Genomic DNA, 18,280 nt, shown 5'->3' with positions numbered 1-18,280 from the left:
CCCCTCAAGACCAACATCCCAATCCCAACAAGAGAAAGCACCCAAATGTTACAGTCTCAAGCCACACAGAACAGCCGTCAGGACCTGACCGATATCATTCTGGCATCGAAGCTCAAGAAGGACCTGAGCTATGCCCAGATCACCCAAGGCACCGGCCTGTCCGAGGCCTTCGTCACCGCCGCCTTGCTCGGCCAGCATCCGCTTCCGGCTGACGCCGCCAAGACCGTGGGCAAGGCGCTTGACCTCGATGACGACGCCGTTGCACTTCTGCAGACCGTTCCGGTCCGCGGCAGCCTCGGAAATGGTGTACCGACCGATCCGACTATCTATCGCTTCTACGAAATCGTGCAGGTCTACGGTACCACGCTGAAGGCTCTGGTCCACGAGAAGTTCGGCGACGGCATTATCAGCGCGATCAACTTCACGTTGAAAGTCGAAAAGGTTGAAGATCCGGAAGGCGGCTCCCGTGCCGTTATCACGCTCGACGGCAAATACCTTCCGACCAAGCCGTTTTGACGGCGCCGATGGGCAGCGCGGCGCTTTGGGCGCTCGGGCTGCCTCTTCTAGGCCGCGACGCGACGCATTGCGGGTTGTCTGGCCTTCAGCACGCGCCCCACCGCGCTTGACCCCGCCCGATTCGAGTTGATGTGCAGAACTCGGATCCCCGGGTGGCTTGCGGCGATAGCGCGGTCGATCGTCCAGGCGAGGCTTTCATCGCCTCCCCTCCCCGCGAAACGTTACAGCCCCCATTTCTTGACAGGTGAATCTTATGAACCGCCGCCCTTTTATTGCTGCACCGCCCGCTGCGGCCCTCGCTGGGTCGGCGCTTGCCGAAACCGCTCAGATCACGAAGGCAACGCCAGTGACGCGCCCCCCTTTCCCCTCCTTAACGCGGGAAACCGCCATCGAAAAGGTTCGACTGCCGAAGACGGCTGGAACTCGCGTGATGCAGCCAAGGTTACACTGGCCTACACCCTCGACACCCGCTGGCGCAACCGCGTGGAACTCGCCACCAATCGGCAGGAGGCTCAGGCCTTTCTGGCGCGCAAGTGGAAGAAGGAATGCGAGTATAGGCTCATCAAGGAGCTATGGGCATTTAAGGACAACCGGATAGCCGCGCGCCATGCTTACGAATATTGCGACGACAGCGGACAGTGGTTTCGCGCCTATGGCAACGAAAACTGGCTCTTTGCAGCAGACGGCTTGATGTCGCATCGCCACTCCAGCATCAACGAGATGCCGATCGCCGAAGCGGATCGCAAGTTCCTTTGGCCGCTCGGCCGGCGCCCGGACGACTACCCGTCCTTGAGCGATTTTGGCTTCTGACCAACACGCCCGTTCTGATCGACCGCGCCAGTGCCCGCCCGCACTGGCGCGGTTTGTTGTCGGGAGAGCCGGGCACCCGGCGAGGCTTTCCAGGTGCGGGTTCACAATCGGCTATGCTGGTGAGCCGCGGCAGACCGAAACGTCGGTAACTTCCGATAACCGGGTGGGTGCGCTTATAGAGTTTGATATCGAACCGACATCACCGCTCACCTCGCGGACGCAAGCGGCAATTTCCGGCGGGCCGACGATCAGCGGTCGGCTACATCTTTGACACGATCAAAGCCGCGCGTCGCCGCGATAGACGTTTGGCTTCGCGCCCGTCAACCTGCCGAAGATTTTTCGAAATGCCGCCGGATCGGTATAGCCAACCGCCCAGGCAATGCTCCCGACGGAGCCGTTCGTTGTTTCCAGCAACTGCCGCGCCTTCATGATGCGGACGTTCTGCAGATATTCGGTCAGCTTCAGCCGTGTCGCGCGGTGAAAGCGGCGCTGTAAGGTTCGCTCCGAAAGACGCACACTATCGGCAAGCTCGCCAATCGACTTTTGCAGCTCTGGTGTCGCATGAAACTGGTGCTGGACCTGCAGAACCTCCTTGTCGCCATGGTCGAACCGCGGGAGAAAAGCCTTGTACTGGCTCTGACTGCGACGCGGCGGATCGACGACGAGAAAGCGAGCTGTCTCCAGCATCACCGCCTGCCCCAACAGCTTCTCGACAAGCAGCAGTCCAAGATCCGCCCAGGCGAGAATACCGCCCGCGGTGATGACGTCACCGTCGTCAATGATCATATTGTCCGGCGAGACGTCGATATTGGGAAACTGTTCGGCAAGCCTTTCGGCAAAAGCCCAGTGAGTCGTGGCGCGCCGGCCGTCGATGAGCCCGGTCTCGGCAAGGACAAACGCTCCGGCACAGATTGAGCAGACGGTTACACCACGCGCATGTTGGGACGCGAGCCATTGCGATGCGGGGCTCATGCTTTGCATCTTCTCCGGCATGATGATGCTCGGTGGCGCGATAACGTAGCTCAGCAAATGCGGAGCTCCGGGTCGTGAATCCCATGTGCAGGACACATCTCCTCCCTCCATCTTCCAGTAGCTGACGCGGATTTTCCGAAGGCTGGTCGGCACTTGCAGATCCGTCGACCAGTCGCTGGCGACGCGAAACAGATCGGTCAGTCCGTAGACAGCGGCCAACTGACAATCCGGGTAGATCAGCAACCCCACCTCTATGAAATCAGGTTCCTTGCGTTTTGCCACTTTTGCCTCGGATAAAGTCATTTCCGCCACGTGTTTCCGCCAGAAGATGGCGATACCTTCTATTTGTCAAATACGGAATTCGCAAACACGGCGCGACAGGAGAAATACAATGGCATCCGATGCAGATCGGTTTTTCGTGTCGAGACGCAGCGTACTGATCGGAAGCATCGCACTTGCCAGCGTGAGCATTCCGGCGCTCGCCTTCTCACACAACTCTTCCACAAACAATTCAGTACAAGGAGATATCGACATGGGCCTCGTAACAACCAAGGACGGCACTGAAATCTTTTACAAGGACTGGGGTCCGAAGGACGCACAGCCAATCGTCTTCCACCACGGCTGGCCGCTGTCGTCGGATGACTGGGATGCGCAGATGCTGTTCTTCCTGTCGAAGGGTTACCGCGTCGTTGCCCATGATCGCCGCGGTCACGGCCGCTCCGCCCAGGTCGCCGACGGTCATGACATGGACCATTATGCCGCTGACGCTTTTGCCGTCGTCGAAGCGCTGGATTTGAAGAACGCCGTGCACATCGGCCATTCCACGGGTGGTGGTGAAGTTGCCCGCTACGTTGCAAAGTTCGGCCAGCCGGCCGGCCGCGTGGCCAAGGCCGTTCTGGTATCGGCCGTTCCGCCGCTGATGGTCAAGACCGCCGCCAACCCCGAGGGCCTGCCGATCGAAGTGTTCGATGGCTTCCGTGCCGCGCTTGCCGCGAACCGCGCGCAGTTCTTCCGTGACGTTCCGGCGGGCCCGTTCTACGGTTTCAACCGTGACGGCGCCAAGGTTCAGGAAGGCGTGATCCAGAATTGGTGGCGCCAGGGCATGATGGGCGGCGCCAAGGCGCACTATGACGGCATCAAGGCCTTCTCCGAAACGGACCAGACGGAAGACCTGAAGGCGATCACCGTTCCGACGCTCGTCCTGCATGGCGAAGACGACCAGATCGTACCGATCGCCGATGCTGCAAGGAAGTCGATCAAGCTTCTGAAGAACGGCCAGATCAAGACCTATCCCGGCTTCTCGCACGGCATGCTCACCGTCAATGCCGACGTGCTGAACAAGGACCTGCTGGCCTTTATCAAGGGCTGACCCCGGTCCGGTGTGGATGACCCGCGCCGTGGCCGTCTCGGCCGATAAAAACGAAGAGGGGCTTTTGTCCCTCTTCGAAAGCCGCGAGCCACCGGATTACGCCGCACCGCCCGCTCAGGCGATGCCCGGCGCCTCAGGGGCGGCATAATCAATTCGTTTCCAAGAACGGAATAGGGTCATGGACCAACAGATTAGGTCGCGTGGCGCCGCCACGCTGAAAACTCCGGCAGGATTGGGCAGCGACGCGGTCAGGGATATCTCCGCTGGCGCGACGGCCTTGCTGGCGGATGTGTTCGCGCTCTATCTCAAGACCAAGAATTTCCATTGGCACATGTCGGGATCGCACTTCCGTGACTACCATCTCCTGCTCGACGAGCACGGCGACGAGTTGTTCGCGATGACCGATCCGTTGGCTGAACGGGTACGGAAGGTCGGCGGCAGCACCCTGCGGTCGATTGGAGATATCTCGCGCAGGCAGCGCATCGCCGACAATGACGCGGAGTTCGTTCATCCGCATGAGATGCTTGCGGAATTGCGCGACGACAACGGTTCGCTCGTGGCCAGCATGCGCTCGCTACATGACCTCTGCGTTGAGTATGGCGACGTCGCGACCGCCAGTCTGCTGGAAAACTGGATCGACGAGACCGAGAAGCGTGTCTGGTTCCTGTTCGAGATCCTCCGCGACACCAACAACTGATCGCCGGACGGGCGGCCTCCAGATTGGGCGCCGCCTCTTTTTCCATAATGGCTCGGACGCCCCGCCCATAGGCCGACAAGGCGCGCTTTCCGCCATTTCTTACCTTCGCCCGTCAACCCCGTCGGCCATTGTTCCATGGGGTTTCCCATCGTTCAGCAACGCGATGGGCGTCCGGGCTAGAGCGCCCAACGCCGATTTGCCGCTCGCCTCGCAACGAGGCGTGACATCCCTTTTTGATTGCGACGCCATTCCAGCCCGCGCGCGGCACCAAAGTCCGCCAAAACGCATGTCTCTCATTGCCAGGTCGCCAACATGGCGGGGCAGTCTTGCAGCGTCGCTGCGCTGATCCATCCGTTCGCCGCCTCAGGCCGTCGGTTTGCTACCCGAAAGATCGATGCGGAAGCACCGCTTGATTTGCCGTCGGCGCGCCCGGGTCCATGGTCGCGCGGTTGATCAGCCTTCGCGTGGCGTTCTGACCGCCAGGCCTCTCGGTTCGCGATCGGAAAATTCCGTCGGAAGAAACGTCACGACGCCTCAAAAAATCGTTGACACCCAAAATCACCATGACTACTGTACCAATCAGTCAAGCGTTGACCAATCAGTACACAAAAGCGATTTACAAAGGAAAATCAACATGTCACGTCCTCCTCTCCCCCCGTTCGATCACGAAACCGCAGTCGAAAAAGTTCGTCTGGCCGAAGATGGCTGGAACAGCCGCGACGCCGCCAAGGTCGCCCTCGCTTACACCGTCGATACCCGCTGGCGGAACCGCGTTGAATTCGCCACCAACCGCGAAGAAGCCCAGGCATTTCTGGAGCGTAAGTGGAACAAGGAGCATGAATACCGCCTCATCAAGGAACTATGGGCGTTCACCGGCAACCGCATCGCTGTGCGTTACGCCTACGAATATCGCGATGACAGTGGCCATTGGTTCCGTGCCTATGGTAACGAGAACTGGGAATTCGCAGAGGACGGCCTGATGGCGCACCGCCACGCATGCATTAACGAAATGCCGATTGCTGAAGGCGATCGCCTGTTCCATTGGCCGCTCGGCCGTCGTCCGGACGACCATCCCAGCCTCAGCGATCTGGGCCTCTAATCATGGCCCGCATGGTCGCTGAAAGATCTGATGCCATCGCCTCCCTGGCCGAAGTTTTTCGCGAGCATGGATACGAAGGTGCGAGCCTTGCCTTGATCGGCAAGGCCACCGGCCTGGGCAAGGGCAGCCTGTACCACTTCTTCCCGAATGGGAAGGAGGAGATGGTCCGGGCCGTGCTCGCCGAGATAGAGCAATGGTTTGAAGATTCCGTCTATTCTCCCCTGCGAGACGGGGACGATGCCAATGCCGCGATAGCGACAATGCTCAATGAAACCGCGACATACTTCAGGTCGGGCAGGCGCGTCTGTCTCGTCGGTGCCCTGGCTGTTGCCAACACCCGGGACCTCTTCGCGCAGGCCATCCGGCGTTACTTCGTCGCTTGGGTGGACGCTTTGCAAGCAGCGCTCGTCCGGCAAGGCCGTGACGCTGAGCAGGCACGCCTCCTCTCGGAAGATGCCGTTCTCGCCATCCAGGGCGCGATCGTCCTCTCCCGGGCACTCGATGATCCCGCCGTCTTCCAACGCGCGATCGATCAACTCCATGCTCGATTGGCGTTCAATGAAGGCCACGGCGGCGGTGCCAGCGGCAGCACGCTCTGACAACTTAGCAAAGCCCAAACGAATGCGACGACGGGCCTTTCACCTCGCCACCCCCTCGGGCGAGGCAGGCGCCCGGTGGCGCGTGATCGGAGCCGCGGTCCCAAAGTGCATCCCGCTTTCCTCTCGGGCCACCATGGGCCGTGGTCGAGATCGCCAATGTCTCGCGGCGCTCACGACCGTGAGCGCCGGGGCATGGCGCTAATGACCGGGATAATCGTGCTATGGATTTCGCCTTGCGAGCTGCAAACGACATGACAGTTCGTCGGGTGTCGGTTTCACTATTTCGCTAAGGATCGAAGATGCAATCACTCTGCTTATGCTTGGCGGTAGGCTTCAGCTGGATCGGCTTCATGTCAACCTTTTCCGCCGACGCGAGCACATCACGGGGCAGTTGGTAATGACGTGCCTGGCGACGAACATGTGCCTCTGTGCGATCGGGCTGGCAGTCTCAGCCGGTGTCGCTCACGGCGGCGCGATTGTAATGGTCGGGATGTTGGTCGCTTACAAATTCGGTGACATCCTGGGACCGCTTCCGTCTCGCGGCGTGTCCGCTGCGGGATTTGCCGCTTATCTCAACGCATCCATCCTTTAGGGATATCGCGAAAGATGCGGATCTCAGCGGCCCGCGGTGGCAACCCTATCCCTTTGTGGTCCCGCCTCCTCCGATTTGGCACCGTTATCGCGCCGTCTATCTGGCCCGTCCCTGTGGATCCGGCAGTTCTGTTCCAGTAGGATTACCGATTGCCGCGTCCCCCCGATAAGTGTTGATTTGACCATAAACCACCCAACGACGGAGCGGATGCCCTGCGGCGTCATATGTCATGCATAGCTTTCTAAACCAGCGCACTCATCTTGCTAAGGCCGTCCTCGCATGGGTCACGGCCAGCTCGCTGTCGATTCTTGCCCTCACGGCGGTCGAATATCGGTCGGGTCGGCAGGAGTTGTTGGACAGGGCTGGTGCCACAGAAACGCTTCTCGCCGAGAAGCTGGCGCAGCACGATGCACACCTTAGCGCGCTGGGCGCGATCGTACGAATGTCGCCGGAGGAGCCGTCGCCGAGTATTCAGGGCCTCTCGCAAAACATTCTGGTCCGCTACCCTCGCATCGTCGAAATTGCCACGTTCCGTCTCGATGAGGGTGCGGCGCGAATTTTCCGCTACGGCCATGCCGGCGGGGCTCGGGAGGAAGGCGGGCGCACCCTCGACGATCTGCCAAAGCTCTCCAATGTCGGCGAAATCACAACGCACGCCCTGCCCGGCATCCACGCCTACGATCTTTTCAAGCTTGTCGAGCCCGGTCGGATCTTGCGTCTGCGCATCGACGCGAATGCCTTGCTGGCTGGTGAGGAGCCGCCCCAGAACTATTCCACAAGGCTGACGTTGAACGATGAGACCTTGGCATTACATGGTGCCATCGATGCAGGGCTCCTTTCCACGACGACCGGGATCGTGATGACGAGCCATACCCAGCCACTCCAGCTGGAGATCGGCCGGAATTTTGGCATCATTGAACTGGTCCCGCTCCGGTTGGCCATTCCGCTTATCGTCGGCTGGGCGGCGGTCATCTGGTTGTCCGTGTCGTACCTGCAAACCCAAGCTGAACGCCGTGGTCACGAGACACGAGCAGCACTTCTAAAACAGGAAGCGACACTTGCCCATGCCGGGCGCGTGAATGCCCTAGGCGAAATGGCCTCCGGCATTGCCCATGAACTGGCCCAGCCGGTAGCGGCAATGCTCAGCCAGAGCCAGGCCGCAAGACGAGCATTGGCCATGGGCCGTCAGGATATCCTCGAAAAGGCACTCGAGGCGAATATTCGCGAGGCCAAGCGTGCGGGAGATATCCTTGGGCGCATGCGGGCATATATTTCAGGTGCGCCGGCCGATATCAAAATGGTCCCTCTCCATGAGGCGATCATTGAAGCCATGCGACTCGTTGAAGCGGACATCGACGCGCGGGCAATCACCCTCAACATGAACGTTCCCTCGGACCTACCCGCCGTCCCGATCGATGTGGTTTCGTTTCAGCAGGTTATTCACAACCTCGTTCGGAACGCCGCCGATGCGCTCGGTGGGCGCCCCTCTCCGCGCATTACATTGGAGGCTCGATGCGAGGGCGACGGCGTCGCGATCATTGTCGCGGACAATGGGCCAGGCGTCGAGACGGGTTCGCTCCACAGGATCTTTGACCCGTTCTTCACCACCAAGGCTGACGGATTGGGTCTTGGCCTGCCTTTGTCCTCACGGCTGATCGAACGGATGGATGGCAGTCTGGAAGCACGCAATGACGGCGGCGCCAGTTTCATCATCCGCCTGCCACTGGGAGAGCCCACGTGATCTACCTCGTCGACGACGACCTTGCGGTGCGGGAGGCGATGACGCTTCTGCTCGCGACCTATGGAAAAGAAGTTGCGGCCTTCCCTGACGCGGCCCACCTCCTCGCTCATGTGGAGAAGGCAAAGCCCGGAATCATGCTGCTTGATCTCAGAATGCCCGCGATCAGCGGCCTGCAGCTTCTGAAGAGGCTCGAGGATCTCGGGATCCGCTGGCCTGCCATCATGATTACAGGACACGGCGACGTCGAGGCATGTCGCCGTGCGTTCAAGGCCGGCGTCCTCGATTTCCTCGCAAAGCCAGTCGATGAGCACGTGCTGATGGAAACAATCGCAACCTGCGAGGCCGCGCTCGACGATCTACTCGTCCGCGACGAGAACAGTCGGTTGCTCGACCATCTTACATCCCGAGAACTGGAGGTGATCGAGCTGGTGTCAAAGGGTTTTGGAAGCAAGGACATCGCGGTCGCGCTCGATGTGTCGGTCCGAACCGTCGACAGTCATCGGGCTAGCATTGCAACTAAACTCGGAACGCCGGCAGTCGCCGAGCAAACCCGCATCTGGCTCATGGGACATCGGTAATCGTACCGATCCCACTCGGTGACACAGCGAATATACTCCAAGCTAGCTCCCTTTAAGCTGGAAGCCATCAACAATGGAAAGAAAGCGGACAAAATGAAAACCCTTATGCTCGCCCTTACTGCCAGCGCGCTTGTAGCCGCCCCGGCTTTTGCGCAGGATACCGTGAAGCAGACCAGTATTGCGACCACGCTCGCGGTTGATATCGCCCAGGCGGCCGTTTCGGCATGCACGGCCGACGGATATAACGTGTCAGCAGCCGTGACCGACCGGTCTGGGGTCCTTCTTGCGCTGGTTCGCTCCGAGAACGCGGGCGCCCACACCGCCGATGCGTCCACGCAGAAGGCTTTCACTTCGGCCTCGTCGCGCAACCCCACCAGCGCCATCGCCGAAAATGTGTCCAAGAACCCGGTCGCGGCCGGTATGTCGGATATTCCAGGCTTCCTCGTTCTAGCCGGCGGCGTCCCGATCAAGGTCGGCAAGGATACGATCGGCGCGATTGGCGTTGCAGGCGCACCGGGCGGCAACCTGGACGAAGCGTGCGCGAACAAAGCAATCGAAAAGGTCAGCGCCCGCATCAAGTGAAGCGAATACCGCCAACGGCTCCCGATCATACGGTTGGGAGCCGTTCAGCAGCTCTATCGTGGCTGCAGTAGTCATCCCGGGCGGAGTGCCGCGCTCTATTCACAGGGCGAGGTCGCCATACTGGTGAAACGGCTCCGGCGTCACTCGTCGCCGCGGGGAACCCAACGTCAAAGGTGATCCTGCGCGGTGGTCTGCTGCTTGATTTCCAATTAGGCTCGTGGCTATTTGCACCCATCTTCATGAAAACACGAGGCGCATGAGCCGTGGCAAAGCAGTTCGAGAGTATCGACGCTCGTCTTAAAGACTTCATTGATCGGCAGCACATTTTCTTCACGGCCTCGGCCACCGGCGATTCCCGGGTGAATATTTCGCCTCGGGAGACGGGCTCACTGCGTGTGATCGACGCGAACAAGATTGTATACCTAGACAGGACCGGCAGTGGAAACGAGACTTCCGCGCATTTGCGCGCGGATGGTCGCCTGACGATCATGTTTTGCGCCGTCCAAGGGCCGCCGATGATCTTGCGTCTTTACGGCCGCGGGCGAACCATACGCCGTGACAGTTCCGAATACGGCAACATCCTGCTCACTCATTTTGGAGGCTCGGAACCTTCCGGAGCCCGTCAATTCATCGTGCTGGAAATCGATCTGGTACAAACGTCCTGCGGCTTCGGCGTTCCGCTGTTCGACTACAAGGCCGAGCGGTCGCGCCTGGACCAATGGACGGACGCAAAGGGCCCGGACGGTATCGAGATCTATCGCCGCGAGAAGAACAGCTACAGCATTGACGGGCTTCCGACTGGGATGTTCGACGACGCTTAGTCGGATTGAAAAATGGCCGATTCTCGTCGTAGCGCCGTGACACCTTGCCTTTGAAACAGTCCCTTGCCGCGCGCGGGTGGTTGTCGACCGTTGAAGTTCAGGAACTTCCCCCAGGGAGAGCCGGTTGGATCACCCGCCGGTGACGCTCATGTGGCGGCTGACGGCGGGGCGGTTGTGGGTGCGGTCGATGATGAAGTCGTGACCCTTGGGCTTGCGGGAGATCGCCTCGTCGATCGCGGCGTAGAGCAAGCCGTCGTCTTCGGTGCCGCGCACGGCCGAGCGCAGATCGGCGGCGTCGTTCTGGCCGAGACACATGTAGAGCGTGCCGGTGCAGGTGAGGCGCACGCGGTTGCAGCTCTCGCGGAAATTATGGGTCATCGGGGTGATGAAGCCCATGCGGCCGCCGGTTTCCTCGACGGTGACGTAGCGGGCAGGGCCGCCCGTGCGGTAGCCGATTTCGCTCATGGTGAATTGCTTCTCGAGATCGGCGCGCAGCTTGGAGAGCGGCAGATAGCGATCGGTGCGGTCTTCCTCGATCTCGCCCATCGGCATTGTTTCGATGACGGTCAGATCCATGCCGCGACCATGGGCGAAGCGGATCATCTCGGGCATCTCGAGGTCGTTGAAATCCTTGAGCGCGACGGCGTTGAGCTTGATGTGCAGGCCCGCTTTCTGGGCGGCATCAATCCCTTCCATGACCTTGTGGAAGTCGCCCCAGCGGGTAATCTCGCGAAACTTGTCGGGATTGAGCGTATCCAGCGACACGTTGATGCGGCGAACACCGCAATCATAGAGCTCGTCGGCATAACGCGCGAGTTGCGAGCCGTTGGTGGTCAGCGTCAGCTCGTCGAGACCGGAGCCGATCTGCTGGCCGAGTTGGCGCACGAGATGCATGATGTTCTTGCGCACCAGCGGCTCGCCGCCGGTCAGTCTCAGCTTGCGAACGCCCTTGGCGATAAAGGCGGAACAGAGCCTGTTCAGCTCCTCCAGCGTCAGAAGATCCTTCCTCGGCAGGAAGTTCATGTTCTCGGCCATGCAATAGGTGCGGCGGAAATCGCAGCGATCGGTCGCCGAGACACGCAGATAGGTGACGGCCCGCTGAAACGGGTCGATCATCGGGTCTTCTCCGACTACCGACCGTGGCGTGGAACTGCTTAAAGCTAAGGGTTGATCCGCATATGCCAAAGTTATCGCATTGCGTGCCACCTTCAAAAGACCCTTCAGCATAGATCAGGAGCGGGAAAGTCGCTCCTGAGCCGCGAAGTTCTGATTGGCCGCCCCGCATGGTGGCAGGTCCTCGCCGGTCAGTCGCTCCTCCATCAAAGCCCGCAGCATCGCAAACCTGAGTTCAAGGGCAGTAAGCTCGATCGAGCGGGGTAACTTGGACAGCTCGTTCGCGAAATCCTCCATATGATCCGCAAGCGTCCTAGCAGCTGTCTGAAAAGATATTGAAGGCTGGTCTATCTCATAAGTCGGCATGGTCCAAGTCCGCCAAAAATTTTCGGTTGCGCGGCGATCGATCAAGCGCGGATAACGCTACCGCGAATGTTGGCAAAAACGTGACACTAGCAAACGATGGACGCAATCCGTGCTGCCTGCTCTGCCTTAGTCACTCAGCTCCCAAGGCCTCTCGACGGCCCGGGTCGCCTGGAACGATTAATTTCGGGCATGGTCTTGCATGAACTTAAAGGAAGCCGCGGCTTGGATCGCTGACGCCCGGCTGAAGTACCGGGGACACATGATCGACGCCTCGAAAATGCCCCTGCCGCATTCATGGGTCTTCTCGAGGGGCGCGATTTTGGCAAGTTGGTGGTCCGCGCGTCAGGCGGATAGTAGCACGCATTACGATCGCCAGGGAACTAGGCCCTACACTCATAAACGGGGTTCACACGCGGGCATGGCTTTGATTCAATGAGGCTTTGATTTGGAGGCCTCAGATGACCCGTCGCCGGTTCGACCTGACTGATTTCGAATGGAGCATTATCCAACCGCTTCTTCCTAACAAGCCTCGCGGCGTCCCGCGAGTTGACGACCGGCGCGTAATCAACGGCATCTTGTGGCGATTTCGGACCGGCTCGCCCTGGGCGGATGTTCCTGAGCGCTATGGCCCCTACACAACCTGCTACAATCGTTTTGTCCGTTGGAGAAAGGCTGGTGTCTGGGACCATGTTCTGGAGGAGGTCTCAAGGGCCTTCGACGGCGATATTGTCATGATCGACAGTTCCTGTGTCCGCGTTCATCAACATGCGGCCACGGGAAAAAGGGGGATCAAGACGATGGCTGCATGGGACGTTCCCGCGGCGGCTTGACGACGAAAATCCATGCTCTTGTCGATGCAGATGGCCGTCCAATTGGCATCGACCTGACCCCAGGACAAGTGCACGACAGCAGGGCCGCCGAGCCAATGCTGAAGGATATCGGAAAGGGTGCCATACTTTTGGCAGACAGGGCTTATGATACAAACGCCCTTCGAACCTTGGCAAAAACAAAACGGGCGTGGGCCAATATTCCAGCAAAGCGAAACCGCAAGGAGAGCTTTCCGTTCAGCTCATGGGTCTATAGGCAGCGAAACCTCGTCGAGCGATTCTTCAACAAGCTCAAGCAGTTCAGAGGGATTGCCACTCGATATGACAAGGACCCTCAAAACTTCCTAGCAGCCGTAAAACTACTCGCCACCCGCATCTGGATCAGGTCGTTATGAGTCTACGCCCTAGTCTCGCTGGCGATCGTATTCCACTTGCGCCCGCTCAAGCTCAGGACCGAAGGTCATGGACCACGCGTATAGCGCCTCGAACGGCTGCTGAAGGGAACGGCCGAGCTGCGTGATGGTATATTCAACGCCTACAGGCGTCGTTGTCGTGAGCACTTCACGGCGTATGAGCCCATTGCGCTCTAGCCGTTTCAATGCGTCGGCGAGCGCTTTGTGCGTGATCCCGTCAAGACGCCGCATAATCTCGTTGAACCGTGACGGCCTGCTGCACAAGACCGTCAGGATCAGGACCGACCATTTGTTGGCGATCTGCTCTAGCACCGGTCGTGCCTTCTCGACATCCACCAACGCCTCCTTGGAGACGGGCTTTGCCCGACGAGACAAGCTGTCTTTGGGTGAAAGAACAGCCTCCACTTCCGACATGGGTATACTCCTCGATATCTGCTTTATATGTAGTGCGTAATTGACCGTAGGTATAGCTCATATATCAATGGAGTTCACATGAGCAGCTTAGCAAACAAGATCGCCCTCGTGATCGGCGGCGTGGGCGGGATTGGCGGAGCCATTTCGCAGAGATTCGCCAGCGAAGGCGCGCACGTCTTCGCGACCAGCCGGAAGGGTGGCGACAGCACATCAAAGGCAGGGACCACGGGCAGCATCAGGGTCATTCAAGCGGACGCCAGCGAAAATGCCGATCGTAAGCGCGTATTCGAGCATATCGCATCGGAACGAGGCCGGATCGATGTGCTCGTGATCAACGCGGGCCTGTCTGAATACGCGCCGCTGGAAAACATTACCGAGGATCATTTCGATCGGACATTTGGCTTGAATGTCCGGTTTCTCGTATTCGCGGCTCAAGGTGCGATAGATCTCATGCGACACGGTGGCACAATCGTGCTGATCGGGTCCATTGCGGGCGACATCGGCACCAAGGGCTATGGCGTCTATGGTGCGAGCAAGGCCGCGATCCGTTCGTTTGCACGCACCTTTGCCAACGAACTGGCTCCCAGGGGCATTCGCGTCAACGTCGTTAGCCCAGGACCAACCGATACAGCGATGATGGCGAGCGCCTCACGGGAGGTTCGGGACGCCTTGTCCAGCATGGTCCCTCTCGGACGCATGGCTAGACCCGATGAGGTGGCGGCGGCGGCACTATTCCTTGCCAGCGACGAGAGCAGCTTCACGACGGGTGCGGAACTGGCTGTGGATGGAGGCATGGCCCAGGTCTGACGCTGGAACGATAGGCCCGATAGCGCACGCACCGGGCCTATCGTTTCGACCTTACTTTACAAGGCAGCCAGCTGTCTATCGAAGTCACCGGGATCAAAATAATCCCGCCAGACGGTAATGAGCCCATTTTCGATAGTGAGTGTTTCCATGACCGCTAGCGTGATCGTGCCGCCGATACGCCAAAAGATTTGCCGGAAGTCTCGGCTAAGGCGAAGGCTCGCACCCTTCATCGACAGGTTCGGCGGCCAGCAAGGCAGGATATTGGAGGTTCTTAAAGCACGTCTGTCCGAGGATACAAGGCTGGCCAGCATGGCCGGACGCGTCATGAGCCGTCAATCACCAATAATCTCGTGGGCACGCCTTCCCTCAGGGAATTTACGACCGTGCAGGCCTTCCACGCGCGGTCGATCAAGGTCTGCGCATCGGGGCCGTGCAGCGTCGTACATCTCACGGAGAGGACGGCGTCGGTCACTACTAGGGGCGCCCCGTCGATTTCCAGTTTCACCGTTACCTCGATCTCTCCGATGGCAACGCCGAGATCGTGAGCGACATAGCGGAGGTCGTTGCAGTAACAACCTCCGTTGGCCAGGGCCAGCAGCTGGCCGCCGTTGAAACCGAGGCCCATGCCGCCAGCCTTACCATCTGGTCTGTCGACCACCACAGTGTGACCGCCAGCCCACCCGACTGCCGCTTTCGTGCCCGGGACGTTCCGCAATTCCACGATCGACTGGACCATCTCCATCTCCGTTCCGAGTGCTGGATCGTCAGCTTCTGTCATCCACACGACATGTCAATGGCCACGGAAGATGTTGAGGGTAATGCGCTGCGTCTTGCAGTTTCGGAACTTCGGCCATTGGCCCGTTATTCATACACGACCATAGGGTCCTTCTTAAGCGTTTGGAGGCTTTTCCAATTAATGAGCTTCCGTCGACAGCACATCTTACCCTTTCGCCGCATCCGCGTCAGCCAGGTCTTGGATGGAAGCAACATGACAAACCCGCGTCTGCTTCATAACCCGATGGTTCGAGAGACGCTCAACCGAGTGGATGTGCTGCCCTGACCGCGATGCTCGGAATTGAATCTCTAATTCGTGATCCGTCCGCCGTGGCGAACGGTTCCTTGCAGGGCGGTCGAAAGGCGCGGGAGGGCTGGACGATCGTCGACAACCGGTGCAAGCCCGCCAATTCTCTGCCCGGCCAACGGCTTCCTCTCGGATACGATCATCAATGGAGCAATGCGTCGAAGGAAATTGTCGGCCGGATCGAGCAGGTCGTCGAGCGAGGGGCTAGCTTCCTTCCGCCGCCTGACAGCTAGGCTTCCTACCAGCGGCCGCCCCGTAACCTTCTGGAACCTTGGATGAGAGCCGCGGCTTGGGTGGGTCGCGGAGCCCTGACAATAGATAGGCGACGACATTTTGATCACAGTGCTGCTTCCGCGGCCGCATCCACGAACCGTGCAATGATTGCTGGCTCGCGATCCTCCGGACGCATGGCTGCATCACATGATTCTTTTTTGATCCAGTGCTCGAGTACTCCGTAACAAAATCGTCCCATGCGAGCTACTTACTCGCTGGACCCGGCTCCACGCCCCAGGAGCTGGCGCGGATCGTCATTGGCTCCGCGGGGGCCGGCGGCTCGGTCGCCGGCCCATTCTGGAAGGAGGTTAATCGATAAACGTGGAAGACCGCATGTGCCTGCCACGAGCCGGTCTCAAATACCCTCTTTGTTGTTTTTGAAGGAGAACCATGTTCCTGAAGGCACCTTTTGAAAGTGCCAGTGGTGGCTTTGCTGTCCCTGAAAATCCATGCGCCAAACTAGCCCGGCGCTGGAAGTTACATCTTGGGAAGAAGTACCTTGTCGATCACGTGGATCACGCCGTTCGACTGCTTCACATCAGAGATCGTCGCCGTCGCGGTTCCGCCTGCCTCGTCAGTGAGCGTGATCTTGCCCATGTGGTCCTTCGCCCTTAATACACAGCCGCCGACGGTCTTGATGTCATGCTCGCCGCCATCGTCCTTGATCATCTTCGCCACGTTGCTGGCCATCGCGTCCGCGGCGACGACATGACAGGTCAGAATTTTCGTGAGCTTGTCCTTATTCTCGGGCTTGAGCAGCGTCTCGACGGTGCCTTTGGGAAGCGCGTCGAAGGCTTCATTGGTTGGAGCGAAGACGGTGAACGGCCCCTTTCCCTCGAGTGTGGAGACAAGCCCCGCGGCCTTGACGGCAGCGACGAGCGTCGTGTGATCTTTTGAATTCGCGGCGTTTTCAACGATGTTCTTGTTCTCGAACATCGCGGCTCCACCAACCTTCGGATTCGCGGCATACGCAATCATGCTCCCTGCCATGACGCTTGCCAACGCTACGCAAGAAACCACCAGCAACTTTTTCATGATCATCTCCTCTCAATACCGGCTCCTTGGCTCGGTAGAGCTTTCACGAATAACGGCGGCCTCGGTTCAAACATTGGATAAACAGCTGGTGAAATTTCCAGCCAAGCGAGCTGACTTTCGACGACGCAAGGATGATGCCCCGCCTCAGATGCCCAGCATTGGCTGTATCAGCCGCAATAACCGGCTCTTGAAGCGGAGCGGCGCCTCGGTCACGGCGAGACAGATACAGTCCTTGCCGGCATCGGCCTTGGGCTGATGCATCAGGCTGTCATCCGCCATTTCGATGTCGCCTCGAGCGAACGTGGAAACTTCGTCGCTGAAGCTCCCATCAAGCACCAGGGTCAATTCAATGCCCCGATGGGAATGCTCCGGGACTGGCTGACCGGCTGGAATCTTGAGCAATCGCAACGTCGCCGTTTCGTCGCCGGTCGGTATGATCATCTGGGCGGCGCCGCGCCCAAGCGTTCGCCACCGCAGACCACCGGCTGCTTCGATATAGGTCCTCAGAGGCTCTGGGTATGTCCGGTCGGAATCAGAACGCTTCTTAATAGGCACAACCTTGTCAATCTTGCCTGCATCGATTTCCGCCTTCAAGCTCTCCCAGTCTCGCGAAACATTGGCGTCATTGGCAATTTCATTATCGATAAAATATCCGCCAACGCTTTCAAGGACCGCCAGCTTGGATCTGCATTCCGGGCACAAGGCGAGATGGGTCGCAACGGCAACGCTCCAGCCTTCGGCCAAGGTTCCAGCCGCGTATTGCAGGAGCATATCGTCATCCAGGTGATGTTCGATCATTTGGCTTCGTCCTGAAGGGCTGTACGCAGTTTCTCGCATGCAAGTCGTATCCTCGATTTCACCGTACCAATTGGGAGGTTTAGTTTTTCCGCGATCGTCGAGTGGGTAAGACCCTCGAAAAACGACAGGCGCAGCACTTCAGCATATCCGCCTTTTAAAGTCGCCATCGCCCGACCCAGCGCCGCGGCACTTTGCTGCCGCTCGATAAGCACGTCCGCCGCCTCGAAATCATCTGGCACGAATGCTGGATCGTTTGGATCAAAGTCAGGCTTAGAACTTTTACGCACCGAGTCTATCATCTGATTTCTGGCGATCGTGAATATCCAGGTTGAAGCCTGCGCCCTGGCCGGATCGAAAAGCCCCGCCTTGTGCCAGACGCGCATCATCGTCTCTTGCGCTAGCTCCTCGGCCAAAATCCGATTTCCCCTCGTCATCTTCACCATGTAAGAGCGCACGCGTGGATAAAAATAGCGATAGAGTAATTCAAACGCGCCGATGTCGCGCGAATCCGCGACCGCGGACATCAAGGCCTTTATCCGTCCCGCATCCAAGCTAACGGGTTCTTCCTCCAATTTATCGACCTCTCGCGCCACGCCCGACGACGTCGGCCACACTTTCGCCTCGGCGCTTAAGGCTCGACGTAGCTCGGTTCTAAGCGGCATCTGCATGTTCATGGCGTTAACTACGCAGCAGCATGCTAGTGGATCAAAAATAAATTCGAAAATTTACCCTTAAGCCCTTACTTGGGCTACGATGACGCTGGCAGCCGGCGTAGCG

General features: G+C 59.1%; 19 protein-coding genes and 1 pseudogene. 12 read left to right on the top strand and 8 right to left on the bottom strand.

Features of this window, described 5'->3' with window-relative positions; genetic code table 11:
• The first annotated feature begins 45 nt into the window (after window positions 1–45).
• Complete coding sequence (gene cynS, locus P3R82_RS07965) at window positions 46–516, top strand: cyanase (protein WP_111565237.1); 471 nt, start codon at window positions 46–48, stop codon at window positions 514–516.
• A 346-nt stretch (window positions 517–862) separates the two neighbouring features.
• Window positions 863–1,326: pseudogene (locus tag P3R82_RS07960) on the top strand (DUF1348 family protein).
• A 276-nt stretch (window positions 1,327–1,602) separates the two neighbouring features.
• Here P3R82_RS07960 and P3R82_RS07955 read toward each other — a convergent pair.
• A complete protein-coding gene (locus tag P3R82_RS07955; RefSeq protein ID WP_283193913.1) occupies window positions 1,603–2,601 on the bottom strand; it encodes a GlxA family transcriptional regulator in 999 nt (332 codons plus the stop codon).
• A gap of 229 nt (window positions 2,602–2,830) precedes the next feature.
• On the opposite strand from P3R82_RS07955, the gene P3R82_RS07950 reads away from it, so the two are divergent.
• The 8 genes from P3R82_RS07950 to P3R82_RS07915 all read left to right on the top strand — a co-directional run bounded on the left by P3R82_RS07950 (window position 2,831) and on the right by P3R82_RS07915 (window position 10,376).
• Window positions 2,831–3,667 carry an alpha/beta hydrolase gene (locus P3R82_RS07950; protein WP_111565257.1) on the top strand — a complete coding sequence of 279 codons (837 nt, stop codon included), beginning with the start codon at window positions 2,831–2,833 and terminating at the stop codon, window positions 3,665–3,667.
• Window positions 3,668–3,845: 178 nt separating this feature from the next.
• Complete coding sequence (locus P3R82_RS07945; RefSeq protein WP_111565239.1) at window positions 3,846–4,364, top strand: DNA starvation/stationary phase protection protein; 519 nt, start codon at window positions 3,846–3,848, stop codon at window positions 4,362–4,364.
• Window positions 4,365–4,998: 634 nt separating this feature from the next.
• The gene (locus P3R82_RS07940; protein ID WP_112437041.1) at window positions 4,999–5,463 is read left to right on the top strand and encodes a DUF1348 family protein; all 465 of its coding nucleotides are present in this window, start codon (window positions 4,999–5,001) and stop codon (window positions 5,461–5,463) included.
• Between the two features lie 2 nt (window positions 5,464–5,465).
• Entirely contained in the window at window positions 5,466–6,062 is a 597-nt protein-coding gene (locus tag P3R82_RS07935; RefSeq protein ID WP_111565240.1) for a TetR/AcrR family transcriptional regulator, read from the top strand.
• Between the two features lie 821 nt (window positions 6,063–6,883).
• Window positions 6,884–8,395 (top strand): ATP-binding protein, encoded by a 1,512-nt coding sequence (locus P3R82_RS07930; RefSeq protein ID WP_283193650.1) that lies wholly within the window; start codon window positions 6,884–6,886, stop codon window positions 8,393–8,395.
• A complete protein-coding gene (locus tag P3R82_RS07925; RefSeq protein ID WP_111565242.1) occupies window positions 8,392–8,973 on the top strand; it encodes a response regulator in 582 nt (193 codons plus the stop codon). The genes P3R82_RS07930 and P3R82_RS07925 overlap by 4 nt, the downstream gene beginning before the upstream one ends.
• Before the next feature lie 105 nt (window positions 8,974–9,078).
• Window positions 9,079–9,555 carry a heme-binding protein gene (locus P3R82_RS07920; protein ID WP_283193649.1) on the top strand — a complete coding sequence of 159 codons (477 nt, stop codon included), beginning with the start codon at window positions 9,079–9,081 and terminating at the stop codon, window positions 9,553–9,555.
• Between the two features lie 263 nt (window positions 9,556–9,818).
• Window positions 9,819–10,376, top strand: coding sequence for a pyridoxamine 5'-phosphate oxidase family protein (locus tag P3R82_RS07915; RefSeq protein ID WP_283193648.1), 558 nt, complete (start codon window positions 9,819–9,821; stop codon window positions 10,374–10,376).
• A gap of 129 nt (window positions 10,377–10,505) precedes the next feature.
• Here P3R82_RS07915 and moaA read toward each other — a convergent pair whose 3' ends face one another.
• Entirely contained in the window at window positions 10,506–11,492 is a 987-nt protein-coding gene (gene moaA / locus P3R82_RS07910) for a GTP 3',8-cyclase MoaA (RefSeq protein ID WP_283193647.1), read from the bottom strand.
• An 821-nt stretch (window positions 11,493–12,313) separates the two neighbouring features.
• Here moaA and P3R82_RS07900 point away from each other — a divergent pair.
• Window positions 12,314–13,077 (top strand): IS5 family transposase gene (locus P3R82_RS07900; protein WP_283193646.1). Its coding sequence is split into 2 segments (ribosomal slippage): window positions 12,314–12,629 and window positions 12,629–13,077, totalling 765 coding nucleotides; the frame shifts between segments, so codons are not numbered across the junction.
• A 9-nt stretch (window positions 13,078–13,086) separates the two neighbouring features.
• Here P3R82_RS07900 and P3R82_RS07895 read toward each other — a convergent pair.
• Window positions 13,087–13,509 carry a helix-turn-helix domain-containing protein gene (locus tag P3R82_RS07895; RefSeq protein WP_111565246.1) on the bottom strand — a complete coding sequence of 141 codons (423 nt, stop codon included), beginning with the start codon at window positions 13,507–13,509 and terminating at the stop codon, window positions 13,087–13,089.
• Window positions 13,510–13,587: 78 nt separating this feature from the next.
• Here P3R82_RS07895 and P3R82_RS07890 point away from each other — a divergent pair, with 78 nt between their 5' ends.
• Window positions 13,588–14,316 (top strand): SDR family oxidoreductase, encoded by a 729-nt coding sequence (locus P3R82_RS07890; protein WP_283193645.1) that lies wholly within the window; start codon window positions 13,588–13,590, stop codon window positions 14,314–14,316.
• 56 nt (window positions 14,317–14,372) lie between these two features.
• On the opposite strand, the gene P3R82_RS07885 is transcribed toward P3R82_RS07890, so the two are convergent.
• The 5 genes from P3R82_RS07885 to P3R82_RS07865 form a co-directional block, all read right to left on the bottom strand.
• On the bottom strand, window positions 14,373–14,642 hold the full coding sequence (locus P3R82_RS07885) for a hypothetical protein (RefSeq protein WP_283193644.1): 270 nt from the start codon (window positions 14,640–14,642) through the stop codon (window positions 14,373–14,375).
• Complete coding sequence (locus P3R82_RS07880; RefSeq protein ID WP_112437023.1) at window positions 14,639–15,052, bottom strand: OsmC family protein; 414 nt, start codon at window positions 15,050–15,052, stop codon at window positions 14,639–14,641. Before P3R82_RS07880 ends, P3R82_RS07885 begins: the two co-directional genes overlap by 4 nt.
• A 1,095-nt stretch (window positions 15,053–16,147) precedes the next feature.
• Window positions 16,148–16,660, bottom strand: coding sequence for a fasciclin domain-containing protein (locus P3R82_RS07875; RefSeq protein WP_283193912.1), 513 nt, complete (start codon window positions 16,658–16,660; stop codon window positions 16,148–16,150).
• 189 nt (window positions 16,661–16,849) lie between these two features.
• Window positions 16,850–17,503, bottom strand: a complete 654-nt coding sequence (locus P3R82_RS07870) for a ChrR family anti-sigma-E factor (protein ID WP_111565250.1) — start codon at window positions 17,501–17,503, stop codon at window positions 16,850–16,852.
• Window positions 17,500–18,177 carry a sigma-70 family RNA polymerase sigma factor gene (locus P3R82_RS07865; protein WP_349294047.1) on the bottom strand — a complete coding sequence of 226 codons (678 nt, stop codon included), beginning with the start codon at window positions 18,175–18,177 and terminating at the stop codon, window positions 17,500–17,502. Before P3R82_RS07865 ends, P3R82_RS07870 begins: the two co-directional genes overlap by 4 nt.
• Between the last annotated feature and the right edge of the window lie 103 nt (window positions 18,178–18,280).

The sequence above is a fragment of the Rhizobium sp. AN80A genome (genome assembly GCF_030053015.1).
GTDB lineage: Bacteria > Pseudomonadota > Alphaproteobacteria > Rhizobiales > Rhizobiaceae > Rhizobium > Rhizobium metallidurans.
Note: the sequence above shows the minus strand (reverse complement) of the source record. Positions and strands in the feature narration are given on the sequence as shown.